General features: G+C 72.0%; 23 protein-coding genes. 6 read left to right on the top strand and 17 right to left on the bottom strand.

The features are described from left to right. Positions 1-14: 14 nt before the first annotated feature. Entirely contained in the window at positions 15-986 is a 972-nt protein-coding gene (locus ACZ51I_RS17920; RefSeq protein ID WP_468876623.1) for an LLM class flavin-dependent oxidoreductase, read from the top strand. Positions 987-1,091: 105 nt separating this feature from the next. Here ACZ51I_RS17920 and ACZ51I_RS17915 read toward each other — a convergent pair whose 3' ends face one another. The 4 genes from ACZ51I_RS17915 to ACZ51I_RS17900 form a co-directional block, all read right to left on the bottom strand. Then, positions 1,092-2,525, bottom strand: a complete 1,434-nt coding sequence (locus tag ACZ51I_RS17915) for a sugar porter family MFS transporter (protein ID WP_468876621.1) — start codon at positions 2,523-2,525, stop codon at positions 1,092-1,094. A 202-nt stretch (positions 2,526-2,727) separates the two neighbouring features. Beyond that, positions 2,728-6,264, bottom strand: a complete 3,537-nt coding sequence (gene smc / locus ACZ51I_RS17910; protein ID WP_468876619.1) for a chromosome segregation protein SMC — start codon at positions 6,262-6,264, stop codon at positions 2,728-2,730. Positions 6,265-6,510: 246 nt separating this feature from the next. After that, the gene (locus tag ACZ51I_RS17905; RefSeq protein ID WP_030690660.1) at positions 6,511-6,729 is read right to left on the bottom strand and encodes a hypothetical protein; all 219 of its coding nucleotides are present in this window, start codon (positions 6,727-6,729) and stop codon (positions 6,511-6,513) included. 389 nt (positions 6,730-7,118) lie between these two features. Beyond that, positions 7,119-7,400, bottom strand: a complete 282-nt coding sequence (locus tag ACZ51I_RS17900; RefSeq protein WP_468876617.1) for an acylphosphatase — start codon at positions 7,398-7,400, stop codon at positions 7,119-7,121. Between the two features lie 197 nt (positions 7,401-7,597). Between ACZ51I_RS17900 and ACZ51I_RS17895 the strand changes: the two genes are divergently transcribed. After that, positions 7,598-8,569: a CAP domain-containing protein gene (locus tag ACZ51I_RS17895; protein ID WP_468876615.1), complete on the top strand. Its 972-nt coding sequence runs from the start codon at positions 7,598-7,600 to the stop codon at positions 8,567-8,569. A gap of 85 nt (positions 8,570-8,654) precedes the next feature. Here ACZ51I_RS17895 and ACZ51I_RS17890 read toward each other — a convergent pair whose 3' ends face one another. Continuing rightward, on the bottom strand, positions 8,655-9,239 hold the full coding sequence (locus tag ACZ51I_RS17890) for a flavodoxin family protein (protein WP_468876613.1): 585 nt from the start codon (positions 9,237-9,239) through the stop codon (positions 8,655-8,657). Between the two features lie 122 nt (positions 9,240-9,361). Here ACZ51I_RS17890 and ACZ51I_RS17885 point away from each other — a divergent pair, with 122 nt between their 5' ends. Next, the gene (locus tag ACZ51I_RS17885) at positions 9,362-9,748 is read left to right on the top strand and encodes a winged helix-turn-helix transcriptional regulator (protein WP_468876611.1); all 387 of its coding nucleotides are present in this window, start codon (positions 9,362-9,364) and stop codon (positions 9,746-9,748) included. 3 nt (positions 9,749-9,751) lie between these two features. Here ACZ51I_RS17885 and mutM read toward each other — a convergent pair whose 3' ends face one another. From mutM to ACZ51I_RS17840, 9 genes are all read right to left on the bottom strand, one after another. After that, positions 9,752-10,612 carry a bifunctional DNA-formamidopyrimidine glycosylase/DNA-(apurinic or apyrimidinic site) lyase gene (mutM, locus tag ACZ51I_RS17880; protein ID WP_468876609.1) on the bottom strand — a complete coding sequence of 287 codons (861 nt, stop codon included), beginning with the start codon at positions 10,610-10,612 and terminating at the stop codon, positions 9,752-9,754. Between the two features lie 153 nt (positions 10,613-10,765). Next, positions 10,766-11,560 carry a ribonuclease III gene (rnc, locus tag ACZ51I_RS17875; protein ID WP_468876607.1) on the bottom strand — a complete coding sequence of 265 codons (795 nt, stop codon included), beginning with the start codon at positions 11,558-11,560 and terminating at the stop codon, positions 10,766-10,768. Positions 11,561-11,579: 19 nt separating this feature from the next. Beyond that, the gene (rpmF, locus tag ACZ51I_RS17870; RefSeq protein WP_015036448.1) at positions 11,580-11,753 is read right to left on the bottom strand and encodes a 50S ribosomal protein L32; all 174 of its coding nucleotides are present in this window, start codon (positions 11,751-11,753) and stop codon (positions 11,580-11,582) included. 2 nt (positions 11,754-11,755) lie between these two features. Then, positions 11,756-12,409, bottom strand: coding sequence for a YceD family protein (locus ACZ51I_RS17865; RefSeq protein ID WP_468876863.1), 654 nt, complete (start codon positions 12,407-12,409; stop codon positions 11,756-11,758). A 138-nt stretch (positions 12,410-12,547) separates the two neighbouring features. Further along, positions 12,548-13,582: an ATP synthase F0 subunit B gene (locus ACZ51I_RS17860; protein ID WP_468876605.1), complete on the bottom strand. Its 1,035-nt coding sequence runs from the start codon at positions 13,580-13,582 to the stop codon at positions 12,548-12,550. Between the two features lie 110 nt (positions 13,583-13,692). Beyond that, positions 13,693-14,172, bottom strand: coding sequence for a pantetheine-phosphate adenylyltransferase (gene coaD, locus ACZ51I_RS17855; protein WP_181399519.1), 480 nt, complete (start codon positions 14,170-14,172; stop codon positions 13,693-13,695). Positions 14,173-14,198: 26 nt separating this feature from the next. Beyond that, a complete protein-coding gene (rsmD, locus tag ACZ51I_RS17850; RefSeq protein WP_468876603.1) occupies positions 14,199-14,780 on the bottom strand; it encodes a 16S rRNA (guanine(966)-N(2))-methyltransferase RsmD in 582 nt (193 codons plus the stop codon). Between the two features lie 61 nt (positions 14,781-14,841). Next, positions 14,842-17,043 (bottom strand): ATP-dependent DNA helicase RecG, encoded by a 2,202-nt coding sequence (recG, locus tag ACZ51I_RS17845; RefSeq protein WP_468876601.1) that lies wholly within the window; start codon positions 17,041-17,043, stop codon positions 14,842-14,844. 59 nt (positions 17,044-17,102) lie between these two features. Continuing rightward, positions 17,103-18,746: a DAK2 domain-containing protein gene (locus ACZ51I_RS17840; RefSeq protein ID WP_468876599.1), complete on the bottom strand. Its 1,644-nt coding sequence runs from the start codon at positions 18,744-18,746 to the stop codon at positions 17,103-17,105. Positions 18,747-18,983: 237 nt separating this feature from the next. On the opposite strand from ACZ51I_RS17840, the gene rpmB reads away from it, so the two are divergent. After that, positions 18,984-19,169, top strand: coding sequence for a 50S ribosomal protein L28 (rpmB, locus tag ACZ51I_RS17835; protein WP_003957616.1), 186 nt, complete (start codon positions 18,984-18,986; stop codon positions 19,167-19,169). Positions 19,170-19,279: 110 nt separating this feature from the next. Here the strand turns inward: rpmB and thiD are convergent, their stop codons facing one another. Together thiD and ACZ51I_RS17825 are read right to left on the bottom strand one after the other, a co-directional pair. Beyond that, positions 19,280-20,071: a bifunctional hydroxymethylpyrimidine kinase/phosphomethylpyrimidine kinase gene (gene thiD, locus ACZ51I_RS17830; protein WP_468876597.1), complete on the bottom strand. Its 792-nt coding sequence runs from the start codon at positions 20,069-20,071 to the stop codon at positions 19,280-19,282. After that, complete coding sequence (locus tag ACZ51I_RS17825) at positions 20,068-21,030, bottom strand: thiamine-phosphate kinase (protein WP_468876595.1); 963 nt, start codon at positions 21,028-21,030, stop codon at positions 20,068-20,070. Before ACZ51I_RS17825 ends, thiD begins: the two co-directional genes overlap by 4 nt. A gap of 233 nt (positions 21,031-21,263) precedes the next feature. On the opposite strand from ACZ51I_RS17825, the gene ACZ51I_RS17820 reads away from it, so the two are divergent. Both ACZ51I_RS17820 and ACZ51I_RS17815 read left to right on the top strand, forming a co-directional pair. Continuing rightward, the gene (locus ACZ51I_RS17820) at positions 21,264-21,497 is read left to right on the top strand and encodes an Lrp/AsnC family transcriptional regulator (RefSeq protein ID WP_017947604.1); all 234 of its coding nucleotides are present in this window, start codon (positions 21,264-21,266) and stop codon (positions 21,495-21,497) included. Positions 21,498-21,517: 20 nt separating this feature from the next. Next, positions 21,518-22,015 (top strand): DUF3515 domain-containing protein, encoded by a 498-nt coding sequence (locus ACZ51I_RS17815; protein ID WP_468876594.1) that lies wholly within the window; start codon positions 21,518-21,520, stop codon positions 22,013-22,015. A 31-nt stretch (positions 22,016-22,046) separates the two neighbouring features. Here ACZ51I_RS17815 and ACZ51I_RS17810 read toward each other — a convergent pair whose 3' ends face one another. Further along, entirely contained in the window at positions 22,047-23,186 is a 1,140-nt protein-coding gene (locus ACZ51I_RS17810; protein ID WP_468876593.1) for a D-alanine--D-alanine ligase family protein, read from the bottom strand. Positions 23,187-23,196 lie beyond the last annotated feature (10 nt).

Genomic DNA, 23,196 nt, shown 5'->3' with positions numbered 1-23,196 from the left:
AAGGGGGACTTCCCATGCCGTTCAGCGTCGTACGGTTCAACCTCGTCGATCCCCGCGCGACCCCCGACTCCCTCTCGGAGCGCTACCGGGCCGCGCTCGCCATGGCCGCGTACGCCGACGAGCACGGCGTCGACACCGTGCAGACCGAGGAGCACCACGGGGTCGCGAACAACTGGCTGCCCTCCCCCTTCGTCTTCGCGGGTGCGGTCTTCGGCGCGACGCGCAGGATCGCCGTCACGGTCTCGGCGATCATCGGCCCGTTGCACGATCCGCTGCGCCTGGCCGAGGACATCGCGGTCCTGGACCTGCTGAGCGGGGGCCGGCTCGTGACGGTGGCGGGGATCGGCTACCGGCCGAAGGAGTACGAGGAGCGCGGGGTCGACTGGGGGCGGCGGGGCAGGCTCCAGGACCTGCTGCTCGAGACCCTGCTCACGGCGTGGACCGGGGAGCCGTTCACCCATCGGGGCCGTACGGTACGGGTCACCCCGCGGCCGTTCACCCGGCCGCATCCGCTGCTCCTGGTCGGGGGTTCGTCGCGGGCGGCGGCGCGGCGGGCGGCCCGGCTCGGACTGCCGTTCTTCCCGAGCGCGCACCTGCCGGAGCTCGACGCGTACTACCGGGAGCGGTGCGCGGAGTACGGCACGGAGGGCTGGACGATGATGCCGGCGGAGGAGACCCCGCTGCTGCACCTGGCGGAGGACCCGGACCGGACCTGGGCAGCGTACGGCGAGCACTTCCTGCACGAGGCGCGGACGTACGCCTCCTGGCAGTCGAAGGACATCCGCTCGGCGGTGCGGTCGTCGGCGACGACGGTGGCGGAGCTGCGGGCGGAGGGGGTCTACCGGGTCGTCACGCCGGAGGAGTGCCTGGCGCTCGGCCTGGAGAGCCTCGTACTGCATCCGCTGTGCGGCGGGATGCCGGTCGAGGAGGGGTGGCGGAGCCTGCGGCTGTTCTGCGGGGACGTACTGCCCCGGCTCGGGGCGTGAGACGGCGCGATCGCCTCCACGGCACGAGACGGCGTACTGCCCCGGCCCGAGGCGGGTGCCTCGGGCCGGGGCAGTTTCCGTGGGTGAGGAGAGGGGCAGCGGGGATTAGCCCATCTCCTCCAACGCCTTGCCCTTCGTCTCCTTGACGTACCGCAGCACGAAGGGGACAGAGAGCACGGCGAAGACCGTGTAGATGACGTAGGTGCCGGAGAGGTTCCAGTCCGCGAGGGACGGGAAGCTGGCGGTGATGGCCCAGTTGGCGATCCACTGGGCGGAGGCGGCGACGCCGAGGGCCGCGGCGCGGATCCGGTTGGGGAACATCTCGCCGAGGAAGACCCAGACCACCACGCCCCACGAGAGGGCGAAGAAGAGCACGAAGACATGGGCGGCGACGAGGGCCACGATGCCCTGGGTCTCCGGCAGCTTGCCGTCGACGAGGTCGGCGGAGAAGGCCCAGGCCTCGAAGGCGAGGGCGATCGCCATGCCGACGGAGCCCACGAGGGCGAGCGGCTTGCGGCCGACCCGGTCGACCAGGACCATCGCGATCACGGTGCCGATGATGTTGATGATCGACGTGGTGAAGGAGTAGAGGAACGAGCTGGACGGGTCGATGCCGACGGACTGCCAGAGGGTCGCGGAGTAGTAGAAGGCGACGTTGATGCCGACGAGCTGCTGGAAGACCGAGAGTCCGATGCCGACCCAGACGATGGGGAGCAGCTTGAACCGGCTGCCGGCCACGAACAGGTCCTTGATCGTGGACTTGTGCTCCCGGCGCATGGCCTGGTCGATCTCGGCGACGCGGTGGTCGAGGTTCACGCCCTTGCCCTCGACCTCGGCGAGGACCTCCTTGGCCCGCTCGGTCTTCCCGACGGAGATGAGGAAGCGCGGGGACTCGGGGATCGCGAAGGACAGCATGCCGTAGAGGAGCGCGGGGACGACCATCACGCCGAGCATCCACTGCCAGGCCTCCAGGCCGCCGATCTCGCCGCGCTGGTCGCCGTCGGCGAGCTGGAGGATCCCGTAGTTGACGAGCTGGGAGATGGCGATGCCGATGACGATCGCGGCCTGCTGGAAGGAGCCGAGGCGGCCGCGGTAGGCGGCGGGAGCGACCTCGGCGATGTACGCGGGGCCGATGACGGAGGCCATGCCGATGGCGAAGCCGCCGATGATCCGCCAGAGGGCGAGGTCCCAGAGGGCGAACGGCAGGGCGGAGCCGACGGCGCTGACGGCGAAGAGCACCGCGGAGATCTGCATGCAGCGGATGCGGCCGATGCGGTCGGCGATCCGGCCGGCGGTGGCGGCGCCGATGGCGCAGCCGATCAGGGCGACGGCGATGACCTGCGCGAGGGTGCCGGAGCCGATGTCGTAGCGGTCGCGGATGGCCTCGACGGCGCCGTTGATGACGGAGCTGTCGTAGCCGAAGAGGAAACCGCCCATCGCGGCGGAGGCCGTGATGAAGATGACATGGCCGAGGTGGTCCGGGTGGGCGGCTCGGCCTTCGGAAGGCGGCGGCGTGGGCGCCTGCGCGGTGCTGGTCACATGGACTCCTCGGTGGGGGGCGAGCCCTTCCAGTGGCGCACAACTTCACGCCGCCCACCACGTGAAGGTAAAAGCAACGTTGCAGAGACTATGCCTTCAAGTTTCGAAGTCAAGAGGGGGCCTCCTGTGAATTAACACGACCCACGGCCCCAAGTGAGTTCAAGTATTGAACGTGATCAAGGAGAACCCTTACGGGAACTCTCTAGCGGAGCCGTTGGCTGATGACCTTCGATACCCCGTCGCCCTGCATGGAAACGCCGTACAGCGCGTCCGCGACCTCCATCGTCCGCTTCTGGTGCGTGATCACGATCAGCTGCGAGGACTCCTGGAGCTCCCGCATGATCCCGATCAGCCGCTGGAGGTTGGTGTCGTCGAGGGCCGCCTCGACCTCGTCCATCACGTAGAACGGGCTGGGCCTGGCTTTGAAGATCGAGACGAGCAGCGCCACGGCGGTGAGCGAGCGCTCGCCGCCGGAGAGCAGCGAGAGGCGCTTCACCTTCTTGCCCGGCGGACGGGCCTCCACCTCCACGCCGGTGGTGAGCATGTTGTCCGGGTCGGTGAGGACGAGCCGGCCCTCTCCGCCCGGGAAGAGCCGCGAGAAGACGCCCTCGAACTCGCGGGCGGTGTCCCGGTATGCCTCGGTGAAGACCTGCTCGACGCGCAGGTCGACCTCCTTCACGACCTGAAGCAGGTCGGTACGGGTCTTCCGCAGGTCCTCCAGCTGCTCCGAGAGGAACCGGTGCCGCTCCTCCAGGGCCGCGAACTCCTCCAGGGCCAGCGGATTGACCTTTCCGAGCTGGTGGTACGCCCGTTCGGCCGCCTTCAGCCGCTTCTCCTGCTCCGAACGGACGAACGGCCGCGGCTCACCGGGTTCCGTGTCCCCCGCCGCCTCCCCCTCGGGGGCCGGAGAGGGGGGCACGGGCTGGTCCGGGCCGTACTCGGCGACCAGGGCGGTCGCCTCCACGCCGAACTCCTCGAGCGCCTTCGTCTCCAGCTGCTCGATCCGCAGTCGCTTCTCGGCGCCGAGCACCTCGCCCCGGTGCACCGAGTCGGTCAGCTTGTCGAGCTCGGCCTTGAGGTCACGGCCCCGGGCGCGGGCGGCCGTGAGGCCCTGCTCCCGGTCGGCCCTCGCCGCCTCGGCCGCCACCCGCTCCCGCTCGGCGCGGACCAGCGAGACCTCGACATGGGCCAGGAGGGCACGGGCACCGGCGGCGACCGCCCCCGCGACCCGCTCCTCGTGGCGCAGCCGGGCCCGGCGCTGCTCGGCACGCGCGCGTGCCTCCCGTTCGGCGCGGGCGGCCCGGTCGAGGGAGTCGGCCCGTCCGGCGAGCGACTTGACCCGCTCCTCGTGGGTACGGACCTGGAGCCGCGCCTCCATCTCGCTCTGGCGCGCCTGGGAGGCGTCGGCCGCGAGCCGGTCACGCCCGGAGGTGTCGGGCTCGTCGTCGGCGGGTGTCTCCTCGGCCACGAGGAGCCGTTCGGCCAGCTCCTCGGCCTCGGCGGTGGCCTTCTCCAGGGCTTCCTCGGCGCGGGCGGCGGCCGCCGCGGTCCGCTCGGCCTCCCCCGCGGCTCCCCTGGCCTGCCCGGCGAGCCGGCCGAGCCGCTGGGCGACGGCGGAGCGCTCGCGCTCGCCGGCGCGACGGCGGGTGTCGAGTTCCTCGACGAGGGCCGCGGCGGTACGGCGCCGCTCGCCGGCCTCATGCTCGGCGACCGCCAACTCCTCGCACCGCCGGCCCAGTTCCTCGAGCTCCGCGGCGGCCTCGGCGACCGAGGCCTGGACTTCGAGGAGGCTGGGCGCGCCAGCGGATCCGCCCTGCGCGACATGCGCCCCGAGCAGGTCCCCTTCGGCGGTGACGGCGGTCAGCGCGGGCCGGGACCTGACCAGTTCGACGGCCTCGTCGAGGTCCCCGACGACCACGATCCCGGCGAGCAACCGGCGGACGGCGCCCTGGAGTTCGGCAGGGCCGCGGACCAGGTCGGCGGCGTACGGACGGCCCTCGGGCGCGGGAGTGGGCTGCGGCTCCGGGGCTCCGGCCAGGATGAGGGTGGCCCGGCCCGCGTCCTGCTTGCGCAGCAGGCGCAGGGCTTCGGCGGCGGCGGAGGGGCCGTCGGCGGCGAGCGCGTCGGCGGCCGCGCCGAGGGCGGCGGCGACGGGGATCTCGTACCCGGGGGTGACGGTGAGGAGTTCGGCGGCCGGGCCGAGGAGTCCGGCGAGCCCGGCGGAGAGCAGCGCGCCCGTGCCGTCCTTGCGGCGCAGCCCGAGGGCGAGGGTGTCGTGCCGGGCCCGGGTCGCGGCGCGGCGGCGTTCGGCGGTGGCGGCGGTCTCGCGGGCGGTGCTCAGCGCGGCCTCCGCGTCGGCGAGTTCGCGGCGGGCGGCCTCGTACCGCTCGCTGTGCTCGGTGTCCTCCGCGTCGAGTCCGTCGACCTCGGCCTTGAGCTGCTGGTACTCCTCCTGGGCGGCGGTCGCGCGCTCCGCGGCCTCGTCGCGGGCGGCGGCGAGCCGGCCGATCTCGGCCTGTGCGGAGGCGGCGCGCGAGCGGGCCGCGTTGACCTGGCCGTGGAGGCGGGCGAGGCCCTCGCGCCGGTCGGCGATGGCACGGGCCAGGTCCCTGAGGCGGCGCTCCTCGGCCGCGAGCGTCCGCTCGAGGTCAGCGCGGTGGGCGACGGTGTCCTCCAGGGCGCGTTCGGCGGCCTCCAGGGCGGCTTCGAGCTCGGCCTCCTGCTCGCGGACGCGGGCGGCCTCCCGCTCCAGGTCCTCGGGGTCGCGGCCGCGCCGCTCCTCGGCGGGTGCGGTGGTGGCGCTCTTCACGCGCGCGTCGGCCAGGGAGACGGTGCCACGCACGCGCTCGGCGAGCTGGGAGAGGTCGTACCAGTTCTGCTGGGCGCGTTCCAGGCGGGGGACGAGGGTGCGGGCCTCCGCCTCGAGCTCGGCCTCCCGGGCGAGGGCGGCGCGCAGCTCGGTCTCGGTGGCCTCCTTGCGGGCGAGCAGGGCCGCCTCGTCGGCGACCTCGGCCGTCAGCGCCTCCCGGAGCCGTACGAGGTCGTCGGCGAGGAGCCGGAGCCGGGCGTCGCGCAGGTCGGACTGGATGACGGCGGCGCGGCGGGCGACGGCGGCCTGCCGGCCCAGGGGCTTGAGCTGGCGGCGGAGTTCGTCGGTGAGGTCCTGCACGCGCGCGAGGTTGGCCTGCATCGCGTCCAGCTTCCGCAGCGCCTTCTCTTTCCGCTTGCGGTGCTTGAGGACGCCGGCGGCCTCCTCGATGAAGGCGCGGCGGCCCATGGGGTCGGCGTGCAGGACGGAGTCGAGCTGGCCCTGTCCGACGATGACGTGCATCTCGCGTCCGATGCCGGAGTCGGAGAGCAGGTCCTGGAAGTCGAGCAGCCGGCAAGTGTCGCCGTTGATCTGGTACTCGCTGCTGCCGCCGCGGAACATGATCCGGGTGAGGGTGACCTCGGCGTAGTCGATGGGCAGGGCGCCGTCGGAGTTGTCGATGGTCAGCGAGACCTCGGCGCGGCCGAGCGGAGGGCGCCCGGTCGTGCCGGCGAAGATGACGTCCTCCATCTTGCCGCCGCGCAGCGACTTGGCGCCCTGTTCGCCCATGACCCAGGAGAGGGCGTCCACGACGTTGGACTTGCCCGATCCGTTGGGGCCCACGACACAGGTGATTCCCGGCTCGAACCGCAGCGTGGTGGCCGAGGCGAACGACTTGAATCCGCGGAGGGTCAGGGCCTTGAGGTGCACTCCGGGGACTCTACCGGGGGTCGCGCGTTTCGCCCGTGATGACGTGGGGCAGATCCTCGGGTGAGGAGGGGTGGGACGCCGGGGAAACAGCCGGTGAAAGTTGGCCCTGTGAAAGAAGGAAGGGACGCCGAAGCGTCCCTTGCAGGTCCAGCCGCCGTGCGCGTGTGTCGATCCGCACGATCAGCTGTGGGTGTCCGGCTGCGCCGACGAGAATGCTGTCCACCCGGCCCCTGCGGGGCTGGGTTGTCAGGTGAGCGCGGGCTCTGCCTGGGGTACGTCGAGGTCGATGCTGTTCAGCAGTGACTCTCCCTGGTGCTGAGCGGCGGCAGCGGCGAGCGTGTCGTTCTCGGACTGGATCCGTACCAGCTCGGATTCGAGGTCCTGGACGCGCTGCTGTAGCCGTCGCATCTCGGCGAGGAGTCGCGGGTCGGAGCCGCCGACGTAACCGAGAAGCGCCTTTGCCATGATGGATGGTCCTCCACAATGAGTGACCGACCGATGCGGTATGGGTCGTGAGGGATTCGCACCCGCGGTGCTCGGCAGTACTGCTTGTCGTGCCGGTTCCACTGCCAAACAGCTAAGGTGCGCGGGGCTTCCAGAGTCTCACCAAAAAGTTTGACGGTCAACACGATCACGCCCCGTTTGAAGGGCTGCCGAGGAGTCCACGGCCGCTCAGCGGGCGGCTGGGCCTTCGAACTCGGCGCCTCGGGGGCGTCGCGATCATCCTTACGGGGCAGCCTCGCACGGCCGGCCTCCGTTGGCAACCATCAGGCGTCTCGCTGGTCACACGCCTGTTACCGGGCGTCCGCCCGATGCCGCTGTCGGTCACCGGGCGGGGTGTCGGAGCGTGATCGTCAGCGGATGGCGAAGCTCTCGTAGCCGCCCCGCGGCGTGTCCCAGATCTCAGTGACACCGTCCACACGTCCGGGTGTGTCGTCGGAGCGGAGCCAGTCGAGCAGACGGTGGCAATTCTCACGCGGCCCCTCGGCCACCACCTGCACCCGGCCGTCGTCGAGGTTCAGGGCGAAGCCCACCAGGCCGCCGATCTCCAAGGCGTTTGCCCTGGTGAACCAGCGGAAGCCCACTCCCTGTACCCGGCCGCGCACCCAAGCGGTCATCCGTACGTCGTCACTCATGGCTGCACGCTAACGGGCGGATTGCCGGATGAGCACATCGCCCCTGCTTCTCATGGCGTACAGTCCCGACCGAACACGCCTCACCCGTTCGGGCGCGCGCCGTTCGACTGTCGATCCGGAACGGTACCGACAGCAAAGATCAGCAAAGCCCGGCGAAGAACCAGACCAGCGAGGTCCAGCAGAGGAAGGCAGAGCAGATGGGACGCCACCGTCGCTCCGGCGCCGCACCCGCCGCAGAAGACTACGCGGCCGGTTCGGGCCGCCCGAACCGGGGTGCCCGCCGTCGGCGGCCCGTGCGCAACGGCCTGCTCGGCGCCTCCGCGGCGGTCGCGGTCGGCGCGGTCGCCGTCGCCTCGGGTCTGCTCCCCGGCGGAGACACGTTCACCGTCGGCAGCGCCGGCACGAGCCAGCGCCAGGTTCAGTCCCGGCAGACCCCCGAGCTGACGACGCAGGGCGGAACGACCCGGACTCCGGCCGCCGAGTCGGGCGGTACGGCGACGGACACGGGCACGCGCGCGGGCGCCGGGAAGAGCGGCGCGTCCGTCTCCCCGACGACGACCCCGTCCACGAAGCCGAGCCCGAAGGCCACCCCGAAGCCGAAGGCCACCCCGAAGCCGACTCCGACGAAGGCGAAGCCGAAGCCGAAGCCGGCTCCGGCTCCGGCGAAGACGAGGACGACCCCGCCGAAGCCTGCGCCCACCAGGGTCACGATCGCGCCCACGACGAAGGCGCCCGCGCCGACCACGGCGGCCCCGACCCAGAAGGCCCCGGTCACCTCCACCGCCGACCGGAGCGAGGCCGCCGAGGCCGAGGTCCTGCGCCTGGTCAACACCGAGCGCGCCAAGGTGGGCTGCACCCCGGTCCGCCCGGACGCGCGGCTCGCGGCGCTTGCCGGCGCCTTCAGCGCGGACATGGCCACCCGCGGCTTCTTCGACCACACGGACCCGGACGGCGACACGCCGTGGGTCCGGGCGGAGCAGGCGGGCATCACGGGGATGGGCGGCGAGAACATCGCCCGCGGCCAGGTGGACGCGGCGGCCGTGATGGCGTCCTGGATGAACAGCGACGGCCACCGGGCCAACATCCTGAACTGTGACTTCACGACCCTGGGCGTCGGCGTCGTCTTCGGCGACGGCGGCCCCTGGTGGACCCAGGACTTCGGCTACTGAGCCGAGCACCGCACGCGACAGCGAAAGGGCCCCGTCACCTTGAGGTGACGGGGCCCTTTCGCGTACCGCCCCGGCCGCGGGGGTGTCAGGCGGCGGCCTTGCCCGCCGCGAAGGTGCGGGCCGTGAGGGCGACGCGGCGGCCGAGGTGTTCGGCGGTGGCGACGTCGGCCTTGTGGACGCCTTCGGGGCCCAGGTCGGTGTGGGTCTGGGCGCCGGCGCCGGAGAAGAAGCCGAGGCGGTTGAGGTCGTTCTCGGAGGCCTCGCTGCTGTTCCAGCCGGGCTTCAGGCCGAGGTTGACCCAGGTCATGCCGTGCTGGCCGGCGAGGGTCTGGAAGAACTGCAGGGTGTGCAGCTTGTCGCCGCTCTTGGAGCCGGAGTTGGTGAAGCCGGCGGCGAGCTTGTCCAGCCAGGCGTCGGTGAACCAGCGCTGGGAGGTGGCCTCGGCGAACTGGTGGAAGGCGCCGGAGGCCGTGCCCATGTAGGTCGGGGAGCCGAAGACGATCGCGTCGGAGGCGTCGAGCAGCTCCCACTCGGCGTCGGTGATCTCGTCGACCTTCACCAGGTGGACGGTGGCGCCCGCGTCAGCGGCGCCGGAGCGGACGGCCTCGGCCAGGACCGCCGTGTGGCCGTAGCCGGAGTGGTAGGCGATGGAGACGACGGGGGTGGTCACAGGGGCTCCTCGGAGGGGTGTGCGGAGTGATGACCAGAAGTAGAGCACTAACTTTTTGAAAGCGCAAGCAAGTGGATAGCGCACGCCTAGAAGTCAGCGCTGTGTCGGAGTACCGTGAGGGTATGACTGACGACCTCCCCTACGACGTGTTCGCGCGCGCCTGCCCCTCGCGCGGCACGCTGGAGCATGTGACGGGCCGCTGGGGCAGCCTGACGCTCGGCGCCCTGCACGAAGGGACGTTCCGCTTCAACGAGCTGCGGCGCCGGGTCGACGGCGTGAGCGAGAAGATGCTGTCGCAGACGCTGCACGCCCTGGAGCGCGACGGCCTCGTCCACCGCGAGGCCCAGCCCACGAACCCGCCGCGGGTCGACTACCGGCTCACCCCGCTCGGCCGCGAGGTCGCGGACCGGCTGATCGGCCTGATCGAGCTGGTGGAGGGGCGGATGCCCCAGGTCGAGGCGGCGCGCGAGAGGTACGACGCGGAGCGCGCCGCGCCGGTCACCGCCTGACCGTCAGGCGATCGTGCGCGGCGGACGCTGGCAGCGCGGGCAGAAGTAGCTGGACCGGTTCATCCAGGCCCGTCGCCGCATCGGCGTACCGCAGCGGCGGCAGGGCCGGCCCTCGCGCCCGTAGGCGTCGAGCGAGCGGTCGAAGTAGCCGGACTCGCCGTTGACGTTCACGTACAGGCTGTCGAAGCTCGTGCCGCCGGCGGCGAGCGCCGCGTTCATCACGTCCCTGACGTGCCCGAGGAGCTCGGCCGAGCGCGGGCGGGTGAGGGTGGCGGTCGGCCGGTCGTAGTGCAGCCTCGACCGCCAGAGCGCCTCGTCCGCGTAGATGTTGCCGACGCCGCTGATCAGCGACTGGTCGAGCAGCGCCCGCTTGACGGTGGTACGGCGCAGCCGCAGCGCGCTCTGGAAGACGGCGTCGTCGAACGCGGGGTCCAGCGGATCGCGGGCGATGTGCGCGATGACGTCCGGGAGCCCGTCGGGAGTCTGGTCGTGGAGCGAGAGCCCGCCGAAGGTGCGCTGGTCGACGAAGCGCAGCTCCGTGCCGGCGGAGTCGTCGAAGCGGATCCGGATGCGCAGGTGCTTCTCGTCCGGGGCGCCCTCCGGCTGGACGAGCAGCTGGCCGCTCATGCCGAGGTGTCCCAGGACGGAGGTGCCGGTCTCCGCCAGCGGCAGCCAGAGGTACTTTCCGCGCCGCCGCGCCCCCTCGAAGCGCTGCCCCTTCAGCCGGGCCGCGAAGTCCTCGCCCCCGGCCAGGTGGCGGCGTACCGCCCTCGGGTGCAGCACCTCGACCTCGGCCACGGTCCGTCCGGCGACCCAGCGCTCCAGACCGCGCCGTACGACCTCGACCTCGGGCAGCTCGGGCACGGGACTCCTCCGAAAGGGCTACGGGATGGTGGTCAGCCAGCCTACCGCCCGGGAAGCGCCCGCCTCCTGCCTCCGGAAACGGCTCCGCCCGCCCCTGGCGGGGGCGGGCGGGAAGACTCCGCTGAAGGAACGCGGGGCCGTGCGGGCTCTCGGTCAGGCGGTGGCCGGGGTGGCCCCTTCCGTCCGGTCCTGCTCGTCGGCCGGAGCGGCTTCGGCCGCGGTCTTCGCCGCCGCCGCACGCTCGTCCGCGGCCGCGCGGATCGCGCGCCAGGCGGACTCCGCCGCCTGCTGTTCCGCTTCCTTCTTGCTGCGGCCGGTGCCGGTGCCGTACGAGACACCACCGACGCGGGCGGCAGCAGTAAAGGTCTTCTCGTGGTCCGGACCCTCTTCGGAGACGAGGTACTCCGGGACACCCAGCCCCTCGGCCGCGGTGAGCTCCTGGAGGCTGGTCTTCCAGTCCAGGCCGGCACCGAGGTTCGAGGACTTCTCGATCAGCGGGTCGAAGAGCCGGTGCACCAGCTCGGACGCCGCGTCGAGGCCCTGGTCGAGATAGACCGCGCCGATCACCGCTTCAAGGGTGTCGGCGAGGATGGACGCCTTGTCCCGGCCGCCCGTGCCCTCTTCGCCCCGGCCGAGCCGGATGAAGGAGCCGAGTTCGAGGCCGCGCCCGACCTCCGCCAGCGCACGCGAGTTGACCACCGCGGCCCGCAGTTTGGCCAGCTGGCCTTCCGGCAGGTCCGGGTGGGTGCGGTACAGCGTGTCCGTGACCACCAGGCCGAGCACGGAGTCCCCGAGGAACTCGAGACGCTCGTTGGTGGGCAGACCGCCGTTCTCGTACGCGTACGAGCGGTGGGTCAGCGCACGCACCAGAAGGGCGGACTCGAGCTGATACCCGAGCCGCCCTTCCAGAAGCGTGTGGGACGAGGCTGCGCTGATGCTCTCAGACATCGTGCCTCTCACCAGCCACTCAGACCGAGAGGACCTGGCGCTTGTTGTAGGTGCCGCAGCTCGGGCACGCGATGTGCTGCAGCTTCGGCTCCTGGCAACGCTCACACGAAACCAGGGTGGGGACCGCAGCCTTCCACTGCGACCGGCGGTGGCGCGTGTTGCTGCGCGACATCTTCCGCTTCGGAACAGCCACGGCTACTTCTCCTGCTTCTCGGCGGCGCTTCGGACGTCCCCGTCAGAGGCTTTGCCGCTCATGTTGTCCTTCTCATCGGTTCCCAGCGAACCGGCGAGTCCCTGCAGTGCCGCCCAACGGATGTCGACGGCGTCATGGTGGTGGTCCGGGTTCTCGTTCAGGTTGGTTCCACACTCGGAACACAGACCCGCACAGTCCTCCCGGCACACCGGCTGCATCGGCAGTGCGAGCACCACCGCATCACGCAGCACGGGCTCGAGGTCGAACATGCCGTCCTCGAGGGGGATCATGTCCTCGTCGTTCTCGGCTTCGTCGTCCGCGGCCGCCTTGGAGCGGCCCCGGTCGTCGGAGTCGGGGTACGAGAACATCTCCTGGAAGTCCACGTCGAGCTCCAGCTCGACGGGCTCCAGACACCTTACGCACTCCCCCTCGGCCGATGCACGGGCGGTGCCTGTGACAAGCACCCCTTCCATGACCGACTCAAGACGGAGATCGATTTCGACCGGAGCGCCCTCGGGCACTCCGATGACTCCTTCGACGCCGAGGTCCCTGGGGGCCTCGACCGAACGCGAGATCCGCTGGAGGGCACCAGGACGCCGCCCCAGCTCGTGCGTGTCGAACACGAGGGGGTTGCGGTGGTCGAGGCGCGTGCTCAGGGGTCTTCCTGCTTTCGGATCGTTCTGCGGCGTAGAGGAGGCTGCCAGACGTGGGCAGCAAGGATCGCGGACATAGCGCGACCGAAGGGCCAGGATACTGGACGCTTCGCTCAGGGCCCAATCCGGGCCCCCTGCCCCTTACTGTCCCTGTTCGTACCGGCGCAACTGCTCCAGGTCGATCATGCTCGTGTCGAAGAAGCTGGTCTCGTCGAGCGCGGCGGCCTGCTGCGGCTGGTGGGGCTGTGGGTGTACCTGGCCCTGGCCCTGCCCCTGGGGGTCGTACTGCTGCTGTTCGTAGCCGTACTGCCCCTGGTACGCGTAGGGGTCCTGCTGCTGGTAACCGTAGGCGTCCTGCTGCTGGTACCCGTAGGCGGGGTCCTGCTGCGGGTACCCGTACGGGTCTGGCTGCTGCTGCGCCTGCATCTGCGCGGGTACGGGTTCGGGTTCGGCGATCTCCGCGAGCCCGGCCAGGTAGTCCGCGTCGCTGGTGTGGACCGCGCCGCCGAGGCCGTCCTGCGCCGCCATGTGCTCGCCGAGGGCGTCCGTGGCGATCCGGCCGTGGAGCTTCTGCCGACCGCGCCCGACGGCCTCCAGGGTCTTGCTGAGGACGGCCTCGAAGGCGCCCAGCTTGGCGTCCACGTACTCGTCGGCCCGCCGGATCAGGGTCTGCGGGTCGGCGCTGTACTCGGGGGCGTCCGCGTCGGCGTAGCCGTCCTGGTCGAGGCCCGGGCCGCGGCCGAGGAGCTTCTCGCGCCCTCGGTCGACGGAGCCGATGGTCTTGTTGAGGACGACCTCGAAGTTGGCGAGCTTGGAGTCGACGTAGTCGTCGGCCTCGGCCCGTACCTCCTCGGCCTCACGGCGGGCCTCGGCGAGGATCCGGTCGGCCTCCTCCTGCGACTGGCGGGCGACCTGGGTGTCGGAGACGATCGAGCCCCGCTCGGCGTGGGCGGCCTCGATGATCCGCTCGGCCTCCTGGCGGGCCTGCTCGACCAATTGCTCGCGGCCGCCGATCAGCTCCTGGGCCTGGGCGAGGGAGCCGGGCAGGGCCTCCCGTACCTCTTCGAGCAGGGCGAGCAGCTCGGCGCGGTTGACCACGCACGATGCCGACATGGGCATGGAGCGGGCGCCCTGCACGGTCGCGACGATCTCGTCGAGCTTCTTCTGCACGTCCACCTGGTGCTCGCCACTCTCTACAGCTGGATGGAGACGGACGGGACGACTGTAAGGGCAGTCGGCGCCCGTCCGACACCAGGTGACGGAGCGTCAGGGGCGGTGGCCGCGCGTCACTTCCGCGCGAGCCGCTCGGTGAGCCGGGGAAGCACCGTCGGCGGGACGAGGTGGGAGACGTCGCCGCCCCAGGCGGCGACCTCCTTGACGAGCGAGGAGGAGAGGAAGCTGTACGTCGGGTTGGTGGGGACGAACAGCGTCTCCACGCCCGTGAGCCCGTTGTTCATCTGGGCCATCTGCAGCTCGTAGTCGAAGTCGCTGACGGCGCGCAGGCCCTTGACGATCGCGGGGATGTCGCGCTGCTTGCAGAAGTCGACGAGCAGTCCGTGGAAGGACTCCACCTCGACGTTGCCGAAGTCGGCGGTGACCTCGCGGATCAGCTCGATCCGCTCGTCGACCGTGAACAGGCCCTTCTTCGACTGGTTGATCATCACCGCGACGTGCACGACGTCGTACAGCTTGGAGGCGCGGGCGATGATGTCGAGGTGTCCGTTGGTGATGGGGTCGAATGACCCCGGGCAGACGGCGCGGCGCAACTTGGGTCCCTCGCTCTCCGGTCGGGTCATCGTGCGTCTTCGCACGTAGAGGCGGCGCGACCGTACCAAAACGTTCCCTCGCCGTAGCGACGGGACCGCAGGGCCTCGAATCCGGCCGGCCAGCCGAACTCCCCGCCTCGGGTGCTGCGCTCCACCGTGACGAGGGCATCCTCGCTCAGCCAGCCCCCGGAGCGCAGTGTGAGGAGAATCTCGCGGAGCTCGTCGTCCCCGACGGCGTAGGGCGGGTCGAGGAAGACCAGGTCGTACGGGTCGGCAGGGGCCGGTCCCGTCACGATCTGCTCGGCCTTGCCGGTGCGGAGTTCGGCGCCGGGCAGGCCGATCGACCGGACGTTGTCCCGGATCGTCTTCGCGGCGCGGGGGTCGGCCTCGACGAGGAGGGCGTGGTCGGCGCCCCGGGAGAGCGCCTCCAGGCCGACGGCGCCGGAGCCCGCGTACAGGTCGGCGACGCGGGACCCGGCCAGGCCGTGGAACGCCTCCCAGGTGGAGAAGAGGCCTTCCCGTGCCCGGTCGGAGGTGGGGCGGGTGCCGTTGCCGGGGGGCACGGCCAGGCGCCGTCCGCCGGCGGTACCGGCGATCACGCGGGTCATCGGTGTCCTCGTCCTGCGTCGTCGAATGCGTAGGTCCCAGGATATGGCCGCGGACGGGCACTCAGCCCTTCTCCAGGTACTCCTCCCGCTCCTCGCTGAGGAGGGCGTCGAGCGCGGTGCGCAGGCCCGGGTGGGCGGTGAGGTCGGGGTCGGCGAGGACGAGGGCGGTGGCCTCCTCGCGCGCGGCGGCGATGACCTCCTCGTCCTCGATGACGGTGAGCACGCGCAGGGAGGAGCGGACGCCGGACTGGGCCTGGCCGAGGACGTCGCCCTCGCGTCGCTGCTCGAGGTCGATACGGGAGAGCTCGAAGCCGTCGAGGGTGGCGGCGACGGCGTTCAGCCGCTGCCGGGCGGGGCTCGCCTCGGGCATCTCGCTGACGAGGAGACACAGGCCGGGCGCGGAGCCGCGGCCGACGCGGCCGCGGAGCTGGTGGAGCTGGGAGACGCCGAAGCGGTCGGCGTCCATGATCACCATGGCGGTGGCGTTGGGCACGTTGACGCCGACCTCGATGACGGTGGTGGCGACGAGGACGTCGAGCTCTCCGGCGGCGAAGCGGCGCATGACGTCGTCCTTGTCGTCCGGGTGCATGCGGCCGTGCAGGACGGCGATCCGCAGGCCCGCGAGGGGGCCGGTGCGCAGCTTCTCGGCGACGTCGAGGACGGCGAGCGGCGGGCGCTTCTCGGCCTCGTCCTCGGCGGACGCCCTGGCCTTCTTCTTCTGGTCCTCCTCGTCGCCGATGCGCGGGCAGACCACGTACGCCTGGTGCCCCTTCCCGACCTCCTCGCGGACCCGCTCCCAGGTGCGCGCGAGGAAGTGCGGTTTGTCGGCTGCGGGGACGACATGGCTGGCGATCGGAGAGCGGCCGGCGGGCAGCTGGTCGAGGACGGAGGTCTCCAGGTCGCCGAAGACGGTCATGGCGACCGTGCGCGGGATGGGGGTGGCGGTCATGACGAGGAGGTGCGGGGGCTGCTTCCCCTTGCCGCGCAGGGCGTCGCGCTGCTCGACGCCGAAGCGGTGCTGCTCGTCGACGACGACCAGGCCGAGGTCGTGGAACTGGACCTTGTCCTCGATCAGCGCGTGCGTGCCGATGACGATGCCCGCCTCGCCGGTGACCAGGTCGAGCAGGGCCTGGCGGCGGGCGGCGGCGCCCATGGAGCCGGTGAGCAGGACGACCTTGGTGGCGCGTTCGGCGCCGCCGAGCATGCCTCCTTCGGCGAGCTCGCCCATCATCTCGGTGACGGAACGGTGGTGCTGCTGGGCGAGGACCTCGGTGGGGGCGAGCATCGCGGCCTGTCCGCCGGAGTCGACGACGGCGAGCATGGCGCGCAGGGCGACCATGGTCTTTCCGCTGCCGACCTCGCCCTGGAGGAGACGGTGCATCGGGTGCTCGGTGGCCAGGTCGTCGAAGATCTCCTCCGAGACCTTCTGCTGGCCGTCGGTGAGGGTGAAGGGCAGCTTGGCGTCGAAGGCGTCGAGGATGCCGCCGGGGGCCGGTCGCCGGGCGACGGCGGGCAGTTGGGTGTCGGCGTGCCGGCGGCGGGCGAGGGCGACCTGGAGGACGAAGGCCTCGTCCCACTTGAGCCGTTCGCGCGCGTGGGCGATGTCCGCCTTGGTGCGGGGGCGGTGGATCATCCGCAGGGCCTCGGGCAGTTCGGTGAGGCCGCGGCCCTCGCGCAGCGCGGGCGGCAGCGGGTCGACGGCGTCACCGGCGCTGGGCAGGACGGCGTCGACGGCCTTGGCGATCTTCCAGGACTCCAGCTTGGCGGTGGCCGGGTAGATCGGGATGAGGGCGCCGGCCCAGCCGACCACGCTGTCGGCGGACTCGTCGCCGTCGCCGCGGAGGAGTTCGTACGCGGGGTGGGCGAGCTGGAGGCGCCGGTTGAAGAGCGAGGCCTTGCCGGCGAACATCGCGCGGGTGCCGGGCAGCAGCTCCTGGTGCGGTTTGTGCACGCCCTTGCCGAAGAAGACCAGCTGCACCCGGCCGCTGCCGTCGGTGATGGTCACTTCGAGGCGCCGGCCGCGTCCCTTGGAGCCGTTGAAGGTCAGCACACGGGCGTCGGCGACCTGCGCGACCACCGTGACGTGCTCGTCGAGCGGCAGGTCGGAGAGGGTGGTCAGCTCGCCCCGCTCGGCGTACCGGCGGGGGTAGTGGTGGAGCAGGTCCCCGACCGTGTGCAGGTCGAGTGCCTCGGCCATGACCTTGGCGGTGGCGGGGCCGAGGGACTTCTTGAGTGGTTCGTCGAGCGCGGGCACGCTCTCCATTGAAGACCACGGGACCGACAGACGCGCCGAGGGCTGTGGACAACGGCCGGGCGCGGGGCCTATTCCACCCCGATGAGCAGCGGCGGGGCCCCCGCGCCCGCGTGGTACGTGGTGGTGTCGACGGCCAGGTAGCCGCGCCGGACGTGCTGTTCGAGGTCGGGGGCGAGTCCGGGCGGGGTGTCGTCGGCGACGACGAGGGTGACGAGTTCGCCGCCCGCCGAGAGCATGCGGTCGAGGACGGTGCGGGCGGTCTCGGTGAGGTCCTTGCCGATGACGGCGACGTCGCCCTCGATGAGGCCGAGGATGTCGCCGGCCTGGCAGACGCCGGCGGAGGTGAAGGACCTGTGCTCGGCGACGGCGAGTTCGGCGTAGCGGGTGGCGCCGGCGGCGGCCGTCATGGCGACGACGTCCTCGTCGAAGCGCCGGCCGGGTTCGTGGACGGCGAGGGCGGCGATGCCCTGGACGGCGGCCCGGGTCGGGATGAGGGCGACGCGGATGCCCTCGGCCCTGGCGCGTTCGGCGGCGGCGGCCGCGGTCTGGCGCAGGTCGGTGTCGTTGGGCAGGAGGACGACCTCGCGCGCGTGCGCCCGCCGGATCGCCTCGACGAGTTTGTCCCCGGCGGGCGGTTCGCCGGGCCTGCTGCGGACGGTGGTCGCGCCGGCCTCGGCGCAGAGTCCGGCGAGTCCCTCGCCGGGGACGACGGCGACGACCGCGCGCTGGGTGAGTTCCCCGCGGCCGGTGGCGGCCGGGGCCTCGGCCGCGAAGTGGGTGATGCGGATGCGGTGGGGGCGGCCGGCCTCGACACCGGCCTCGACGGCGGCGCCCGCGTCGTCGACGTGGACGTGTACGTTCCACAGCCCGTCGCCGCCGACTACGACGAGCGAGTCGCCGAGGGCGTCGAGCCGTGCCTTCAGCAGGCCTACGGCGGCGTCGTCGGCCTCCAGGAGGTAGATCACCTCGTAGGCGGGTCCGGCCTCGCCCTCGCAGGACCGGTCGCCGTCGGCCGGTACGGTCCGGACGTCCCCGAGGACGCGTGCCGCCCTCGCCGTGGTCTCCGGGGCGTCGGGCGCCCGGCCGCTCACGGTCTCCACGAGCGCCCCGAGGACGGCGACGAGGCCCCGTCCGCCGGCGTCCACGACCCCGGCCCTGCCGAGCACGTCCAGTTGGCCGGGGGTCGCCGCCAAGGCCGTCCTGGCGCCTTCGTGGGCCCGTGCGGCCACCTCCAGGAGCGCCCCGCCGCCCGCGCAGGCCTCGGCGGCCGCCGAGGCCACGGTGAGGACGGTGCCCTCCACGGGGCGGGCGACGGCCTGCCGTGCGGCGGCGGCGGCCTCGACGAGGGCGCGGGCGAGGTGAGCACCGTCACGTCCTTCGGCGAGGACGCCGGCCATGCCGCGCAGGAGCTGGGCGAGGATGGTGCCGGAGTTGCCCCGGGCGCCGAGCAGGGCCCCGTGGGCCATGGCCCGTACGGTCTCGGCGGTGTCGGGCGCGGAGGAGGCGAAGACGGCTTCGACGGCCTGGTGGGCGGCCTCGGCCGTCAGGTACAGGTTGGTGCCGGTGTCCCCGTCCGCGACGGGGTAGACGTTGATCGCGTCGATCTCCTCGCGCTCCCGTCCGAGGGCGTCGAGGGCCCGTGCGCACCAGGTCCGGACCGCTTCGGCGTCGAGCTCGACGAGCTCCTCGTCAGGCTGAAGGGCTCGCGACAACGGGGGTCCTCCTTGGGCGGTGAGCTCACCGCAGGGTAGACCCGGCGTGTCCCGCCCGTGACCAGGGGCCGGGACGGGGTCCGAGCGGATCGTGGTAGTTTCGTTCCACCGATGCAGGCGTTGTATGCTGCTTCGGTTGCCCGGTTCACACCGGGCCGTCCCCCGGCAAGCCACTTCAGACTCCTGATTCCGGTGCGCCGGAATTCACTGTAAATCCTGAAGCTTTTGGAGTGACCCGTGGCTGCCAACTGCGACGTCTGCGGCAAGGGGCCGGGCTTCGGCAACAACATTTCGCACTCGCACCGCCGTACGTCCCGTCGCTGGAACCCGAACATCCAGCGCGTGCGTGCCGTGGTCGGTCGGACGCCGAAGCGGCTCAACGTCTGCACCTCGTGCATCAAGGCCGGCAAGGTCTCGCGCTAATTGCGACGTTCTGTCGTAGCGCAGCCCCTGCGGTTGCCTTGAGAGGCCGGTTCACCTCGGTGAACCGGCCTTTTGCCATGCCCGGAAACGGTTGAACCGACGACGGGCGCTCAGCGCGTCCGCCAGCCGTGGTCGACCGGGCCGATGCCCGAGCCCAGGGCGAATCCGGCGGCGATGGCCCCCGTCACGTACTCCTTCGCCTGCCGTACCGCCTCCGGTACCGCCAGGCCCTTGGCGAGCCCGGACGCGATCGCCGAGGCGAGCGTGCAGCCCGTGCCGTGGGTGTGCCGGTTGTCGTGGCGCGGGGCGCGCAGCCAGTGCTCCTCGGCGCCGTCCGTGAGCAGGTCCACGGCCTCCCGGCCGGTGGACAGGTGCCCGCCCTTGATCAGGACCCAGCGCGGCCCGTACGACAGGACCGCCTCGGCCGCGACCCGCATGTCGCTCTCGTGGACGACGTGCACGCCCGTGAGCTGTGTCACCTCGTCCAGGTTCGGGGTGGCGACGGTCGCCCGGGGCAGCAGCCGTCGGCGTACGGAGTCGAGCGCCGTCTCCGCGAGCAGGGGATCGCCGTGCTTGGAGACGCCGACCGGGTCGACGACGACGGGGGCGCCGGTGTCCGCGAGGAGTTCGGCGACGGTCTCCACGAGCGCGGCGGAGGCGAGCATGCCGGTCTTCACGGCCTGGACGCCGATGTCGTCGACGACGGCCCGGTACTGGGCGCGCACGGCCTCCGTGGGGAGCTCCCAGACGCCCTGGACGCCCCGCGAGTTCTGGGCGGTGACGGCGGTGAGCACGCTCATGCCGTGGACGCCGAGCGCGAGCATCGTCTTCAGGTCGGCCTGGATGCCGGCGCCGCCGCCGGAGTCCGATCCGGCGACGGCGAGGACGAGAGGCGGATTCACTCGGTCTCTCCGAAGTGGTCCCAGCCGCCCACGCTGTGCCAGGGCGCGCCGTCCACCGTGACCTGCGGCAGCGCCGAGGGGTGGAGGACCTCGCCGATGACCTTCCAGCGGGCGGGGAGCTTCACGTCCGGCGGGAAGGTGGCCACGATGGCGTGGTCCTCTCCCCCGGTGAGCACCCACTGCATGGGGTCGACGCCGACGGCCTGGCCGATGTCGTGCATCTGGGTCGGGATGTCGATGAGGCCCGAGCGCAGGTCGATGCGGACCTTGCTGGCCTCCGCGATGTGCCCGAGGTCGGCGATGAGGCCGTCGCTGACGTCGCACATGGCGGTGGCGCCGAGACCGGCGGCTGCCGGGCCCGCGTGGTACGGCGGCTCGGGCCTGCGGTGGGCCTCGACGAAGGCGCGCGGGGAGCGGAAGCCGCGGGACAGGACCGCGTATCCGGCGGCGGACCAGCCGAGCCAGCCGGTGTAGGCGACGACGTCGCCGGGCTGGGCGCCGCCCCGGGTGACCGGGTCGTGGTTGCGGAGGTCGCCGAGGGCGGTGATGGAGACCATGATCGTGTCGCCGCGGACGACGTCGCCGCCGACCACGGCCGCGCCCGCGACCTGACATTCGTCGCGCAGGCCGTCCATGAGTTCCGTGGGCCAGGTGACGGGGAGTTCGGCGGGGACGACGAGGCCGAGGAGGAGCGCCGTGGGGACCGCGCCCATGGCGGCGATGTCGGCGAGGTTCTGCGCGGCGGCCTTGCGGCCGACGTCGTACGCCGTCGACCAGTCGCGGCGGAAGTGACGTCCTTCGAGGAGGATGTCCGTGCTGGCCACCACGCGCCGGTCGGGGGCGGAGACGACCGCGGCGTCGTCGCCGGGCCCGATCCGTACCGCCGGGGTGGAGGTGAGCCGGGACGTGAGCTCTCTGATGAGCCCGAACTCGCCCAGCTCTCCGACTGTGCCCTTCACCGCGTCTCACCTCGTGTCTTCGTGCCGGCCGGCGGGCGGGGGCGCGCCTGTGCGCGCCGCGGGTCGCGGGCCGTCACCGTGCTGGGTACCGTCAAGTTGACCGTCGACTTCTGTCCTGCGTACGCCACAACCCGAGCGCCTCCGGACGCGGGGGTCTCCCCGTGGCCCGCGGCGACGCGGTACCGTGGCGTCCCTTTCTCCCACAAGATCCTCGTGGTCGCCCTGGAGGTTCCGTGGTTCAGGCGTACATCCTCATCCAGACCGAGGTGGGCAAGGCGTCGACCGTCGCCGACACCATCTCCAAGATCCCGGGGGTCATCCAGGCCGAAGACGTGACCGGTCCGTACGACGTGATCGTGCGCGCGCAGGCGGACACCGTCGACGAGCTGGGCCGCATGGTGGTCGCCAAGGTCCAGCAAGTGGACGGCATCACGCGCACCCTCACCTGCCCGGTCGTTCATCTGTAGCCCCCGTCTACGCTTGGCCGGTGACGTCTTCCCACCGGCCCTTCGGCCTGCCCGCCGCCGTCGCGGCCGCCGTCCTGCTGTCGGCCGCCGCCGGCTGTTCCTCGCCGGGCGCCGCGGCGTCCGTCGTGGTCCCGAGTCCGCCGGCCGAGGAAGCCGCCCTCTGCCAGGCCCTGGCGAAGGAGCTTCCCGGCACCGTGGCGGGGCTCGCGCGGAGTGACCCGGAGCCCGGCTCCGAGTTGACCGCCGGGTGGGGTGACGGTGCGATCGTACTGCGCTGCGGAGTCCCCCGGCCCGAAAAGATGAGCGATCCCCAGGCGCAGGGCATCTCCGCGAACGGCGTCCGCTGGATGCTGGAGCAGCGCGAGGGCGACGGGCCCCGTTTCACCTCGGTGTACCGGAAGACGTACGTCGAGGTGACGCTGGACGCGCGGTTCGCGCACGACGCCGGCCCGCTCGCGGATCTCGCGAGCCCCGTGGAGCGGGCCGTTCCGTGCGCCCTGGAGCCGGAGTGCGAGTGACCGCACCCCGGCGCCCCCGGTCTCGGCTCGGCTAGCGCAGGCCCGTGGAGCGGGTCAGCGCGGCCTGGATGAGCCGGTCGACGAGCTCGGGGTAGCTCACGCCGCTCTCCTGCCACATGCGCGGGTACATGGAGATGGGTGTGAAGCCGGGCATGGTGTTGACCTCGTTGATGACGAAGTCGCCGTCCTCGGTGAGGAAGAAGTCGGCGCGGACCAGGCCCTCGCAGGACACCGCCTCGTACGCGGCGACGGCGAGGCGCTGGACCTCGGCGGTGGCCTCGTCCCCGATGGGGGCGGGCACGATGCCGGAGGCCGAGTCGATGTACTTGGCCTCGAAGTCGTAGAAGTCGTGGTCGGTGACCGGCGGGATCTCGGCCGGGACGCTGGCGCGCGGGCCGTCCTCGAACTCCAGGACGCCGCACTCGATCTCACGGCCGCGCAGCAGCGACTCGACGAGGATCTTGGGGTCGTGGCGGCGGGCCTCCTCGATGGCCTCGTCCAGGCCGGAGAGGTCGTCGACCTTGGTGATGCCCATGGAGGAGCCGCCGCGGGCCGGCTTCACGAAGAGCGGCCAGCCGTGGTCGGCGGCGAACTCGACGATCTTCTTGCGGGCGGCGGCGGGGTTCTGCTCCCACTCGCGCGGCCGGATGACCTCGTAGGGGCCGACCGGGAGGCCGAAGGAGACGAAGACCCGCTTCATGTACTCCTTGTCCTGGCCGACGGCGGAGGCGAGGACGCCCGCGCCGACGTAGGGGACGCCGGAGAGCTCCAGGAGGCCCTGGAGGGTGCCGTCCTCGCCGTACGGGCCGTGGAGCATCGGGAAGACGACGTCCACCTCGCCGAGGGCCCGGGGCACGGCACCGGGCTCGGTGAGGACGACCTCGCGGTTGGCCGGGTCGACGGAGAGGACGACGCCGCCCTCCTCGGACTCGGCCAGGTCGGCGACGTTCGGCAGGGCGCGGTCGGCGATGGCCATGCGCTCGGGGGCGTCGGCGGTGAGCGCCCAGCGCCCGTCCGTCGTGATGCCGATGGGCAGCACGTCGTACTTGTCCCGGTCGATGGCGCTCAGGACGGCGCCCGCCGTGACGACGGAGATGGCGTGCTCGGAGCTGCGTCCGCCGAAGACGACGGCCACGCGCGGCTTGCGGGGGCTCTGGGTGTTCTCGCTCATATCGCGATGA

It is taken from the genome of Streptomyces sp. NPDC034084, assembly GCF_055575535.1.
The sequence above is the reverse complement of the archived record's forward strand: the minus strand, read 5'-3'. Positions and strand labels throughout refer to the sequence as shown.

What these genes read in the sequence shown, in the direction of transcription:
- ACZ51I_RS17920 (WP_468876623.1), top strand. Translation starts at nt 15, where the DNA reads ATGCCGTTCAGCGTCGTACGGTTCAACCTCGTCGATCCCCGCGCGACC.
- ACZ51I_RS17905 (WP_030690660.1), bottom strand. Translation starts at nt 6,729, where the DNA reads ATGGCAAAGGCGCTTCTCGGTTACGTCGGCGGCTCCGACCCGCGACTC.
- ACZ51I_RS17900 (WP_468876617.1), bottom strand. Translation starts at nt 7,400, where the DNA reads ATGAGTGACGACGTACGGATGACCGCTTGGGTGCGCGGCCGGGTACAG.
- ACZ51I_RS17895 (WP_468876615.1), top strand. Translation starts at nt 7,598, where the DNA reads ATGGGACGCCACCGTCGCTCCGGCGCCGCACCCGCCGCAGAAGACTAC.
- ACZ51I_RS17885 (WP_468876611.1), top strand. Translation starts at nt 9,362, where the DNA reads ATGACTGACGACCTCCCCTACGACGTGTTCGCGCGCGCCTGCCCCTCG.
- rnc (WP_468876607.1), bottom strand. Translation starts at nt 11,560, where the DNA reads ATGTCTGAGAGCATCAGCGCAGCCTCGTCCCACACGCTTCTGGAAGGG.
- rsmD (WP_468876603.1), bottom strand. Translation starts at nt 14,780, where the DNA reads ATGACCCGCGTGATCGCCGGTACCGCCGGCGGACGGCGCCTGGCCGTG.
- recG (WP_468876601.1), bottom strand. Translation starts at nt 17,043, where the DNA reads ATGGAGAGCGTGCCCGCGCTCGACGAACCACTCAAGAAGTCCCTCGGC.
- ACZ51I_RS17810 (WP_468876593.1), bottom strand. Translation starts at nt 23,186, where the DNA reads ATGAGCGAGAACACCCAGAGCCCCCGCAAGCCGCGCGTGGCCGTCGTC.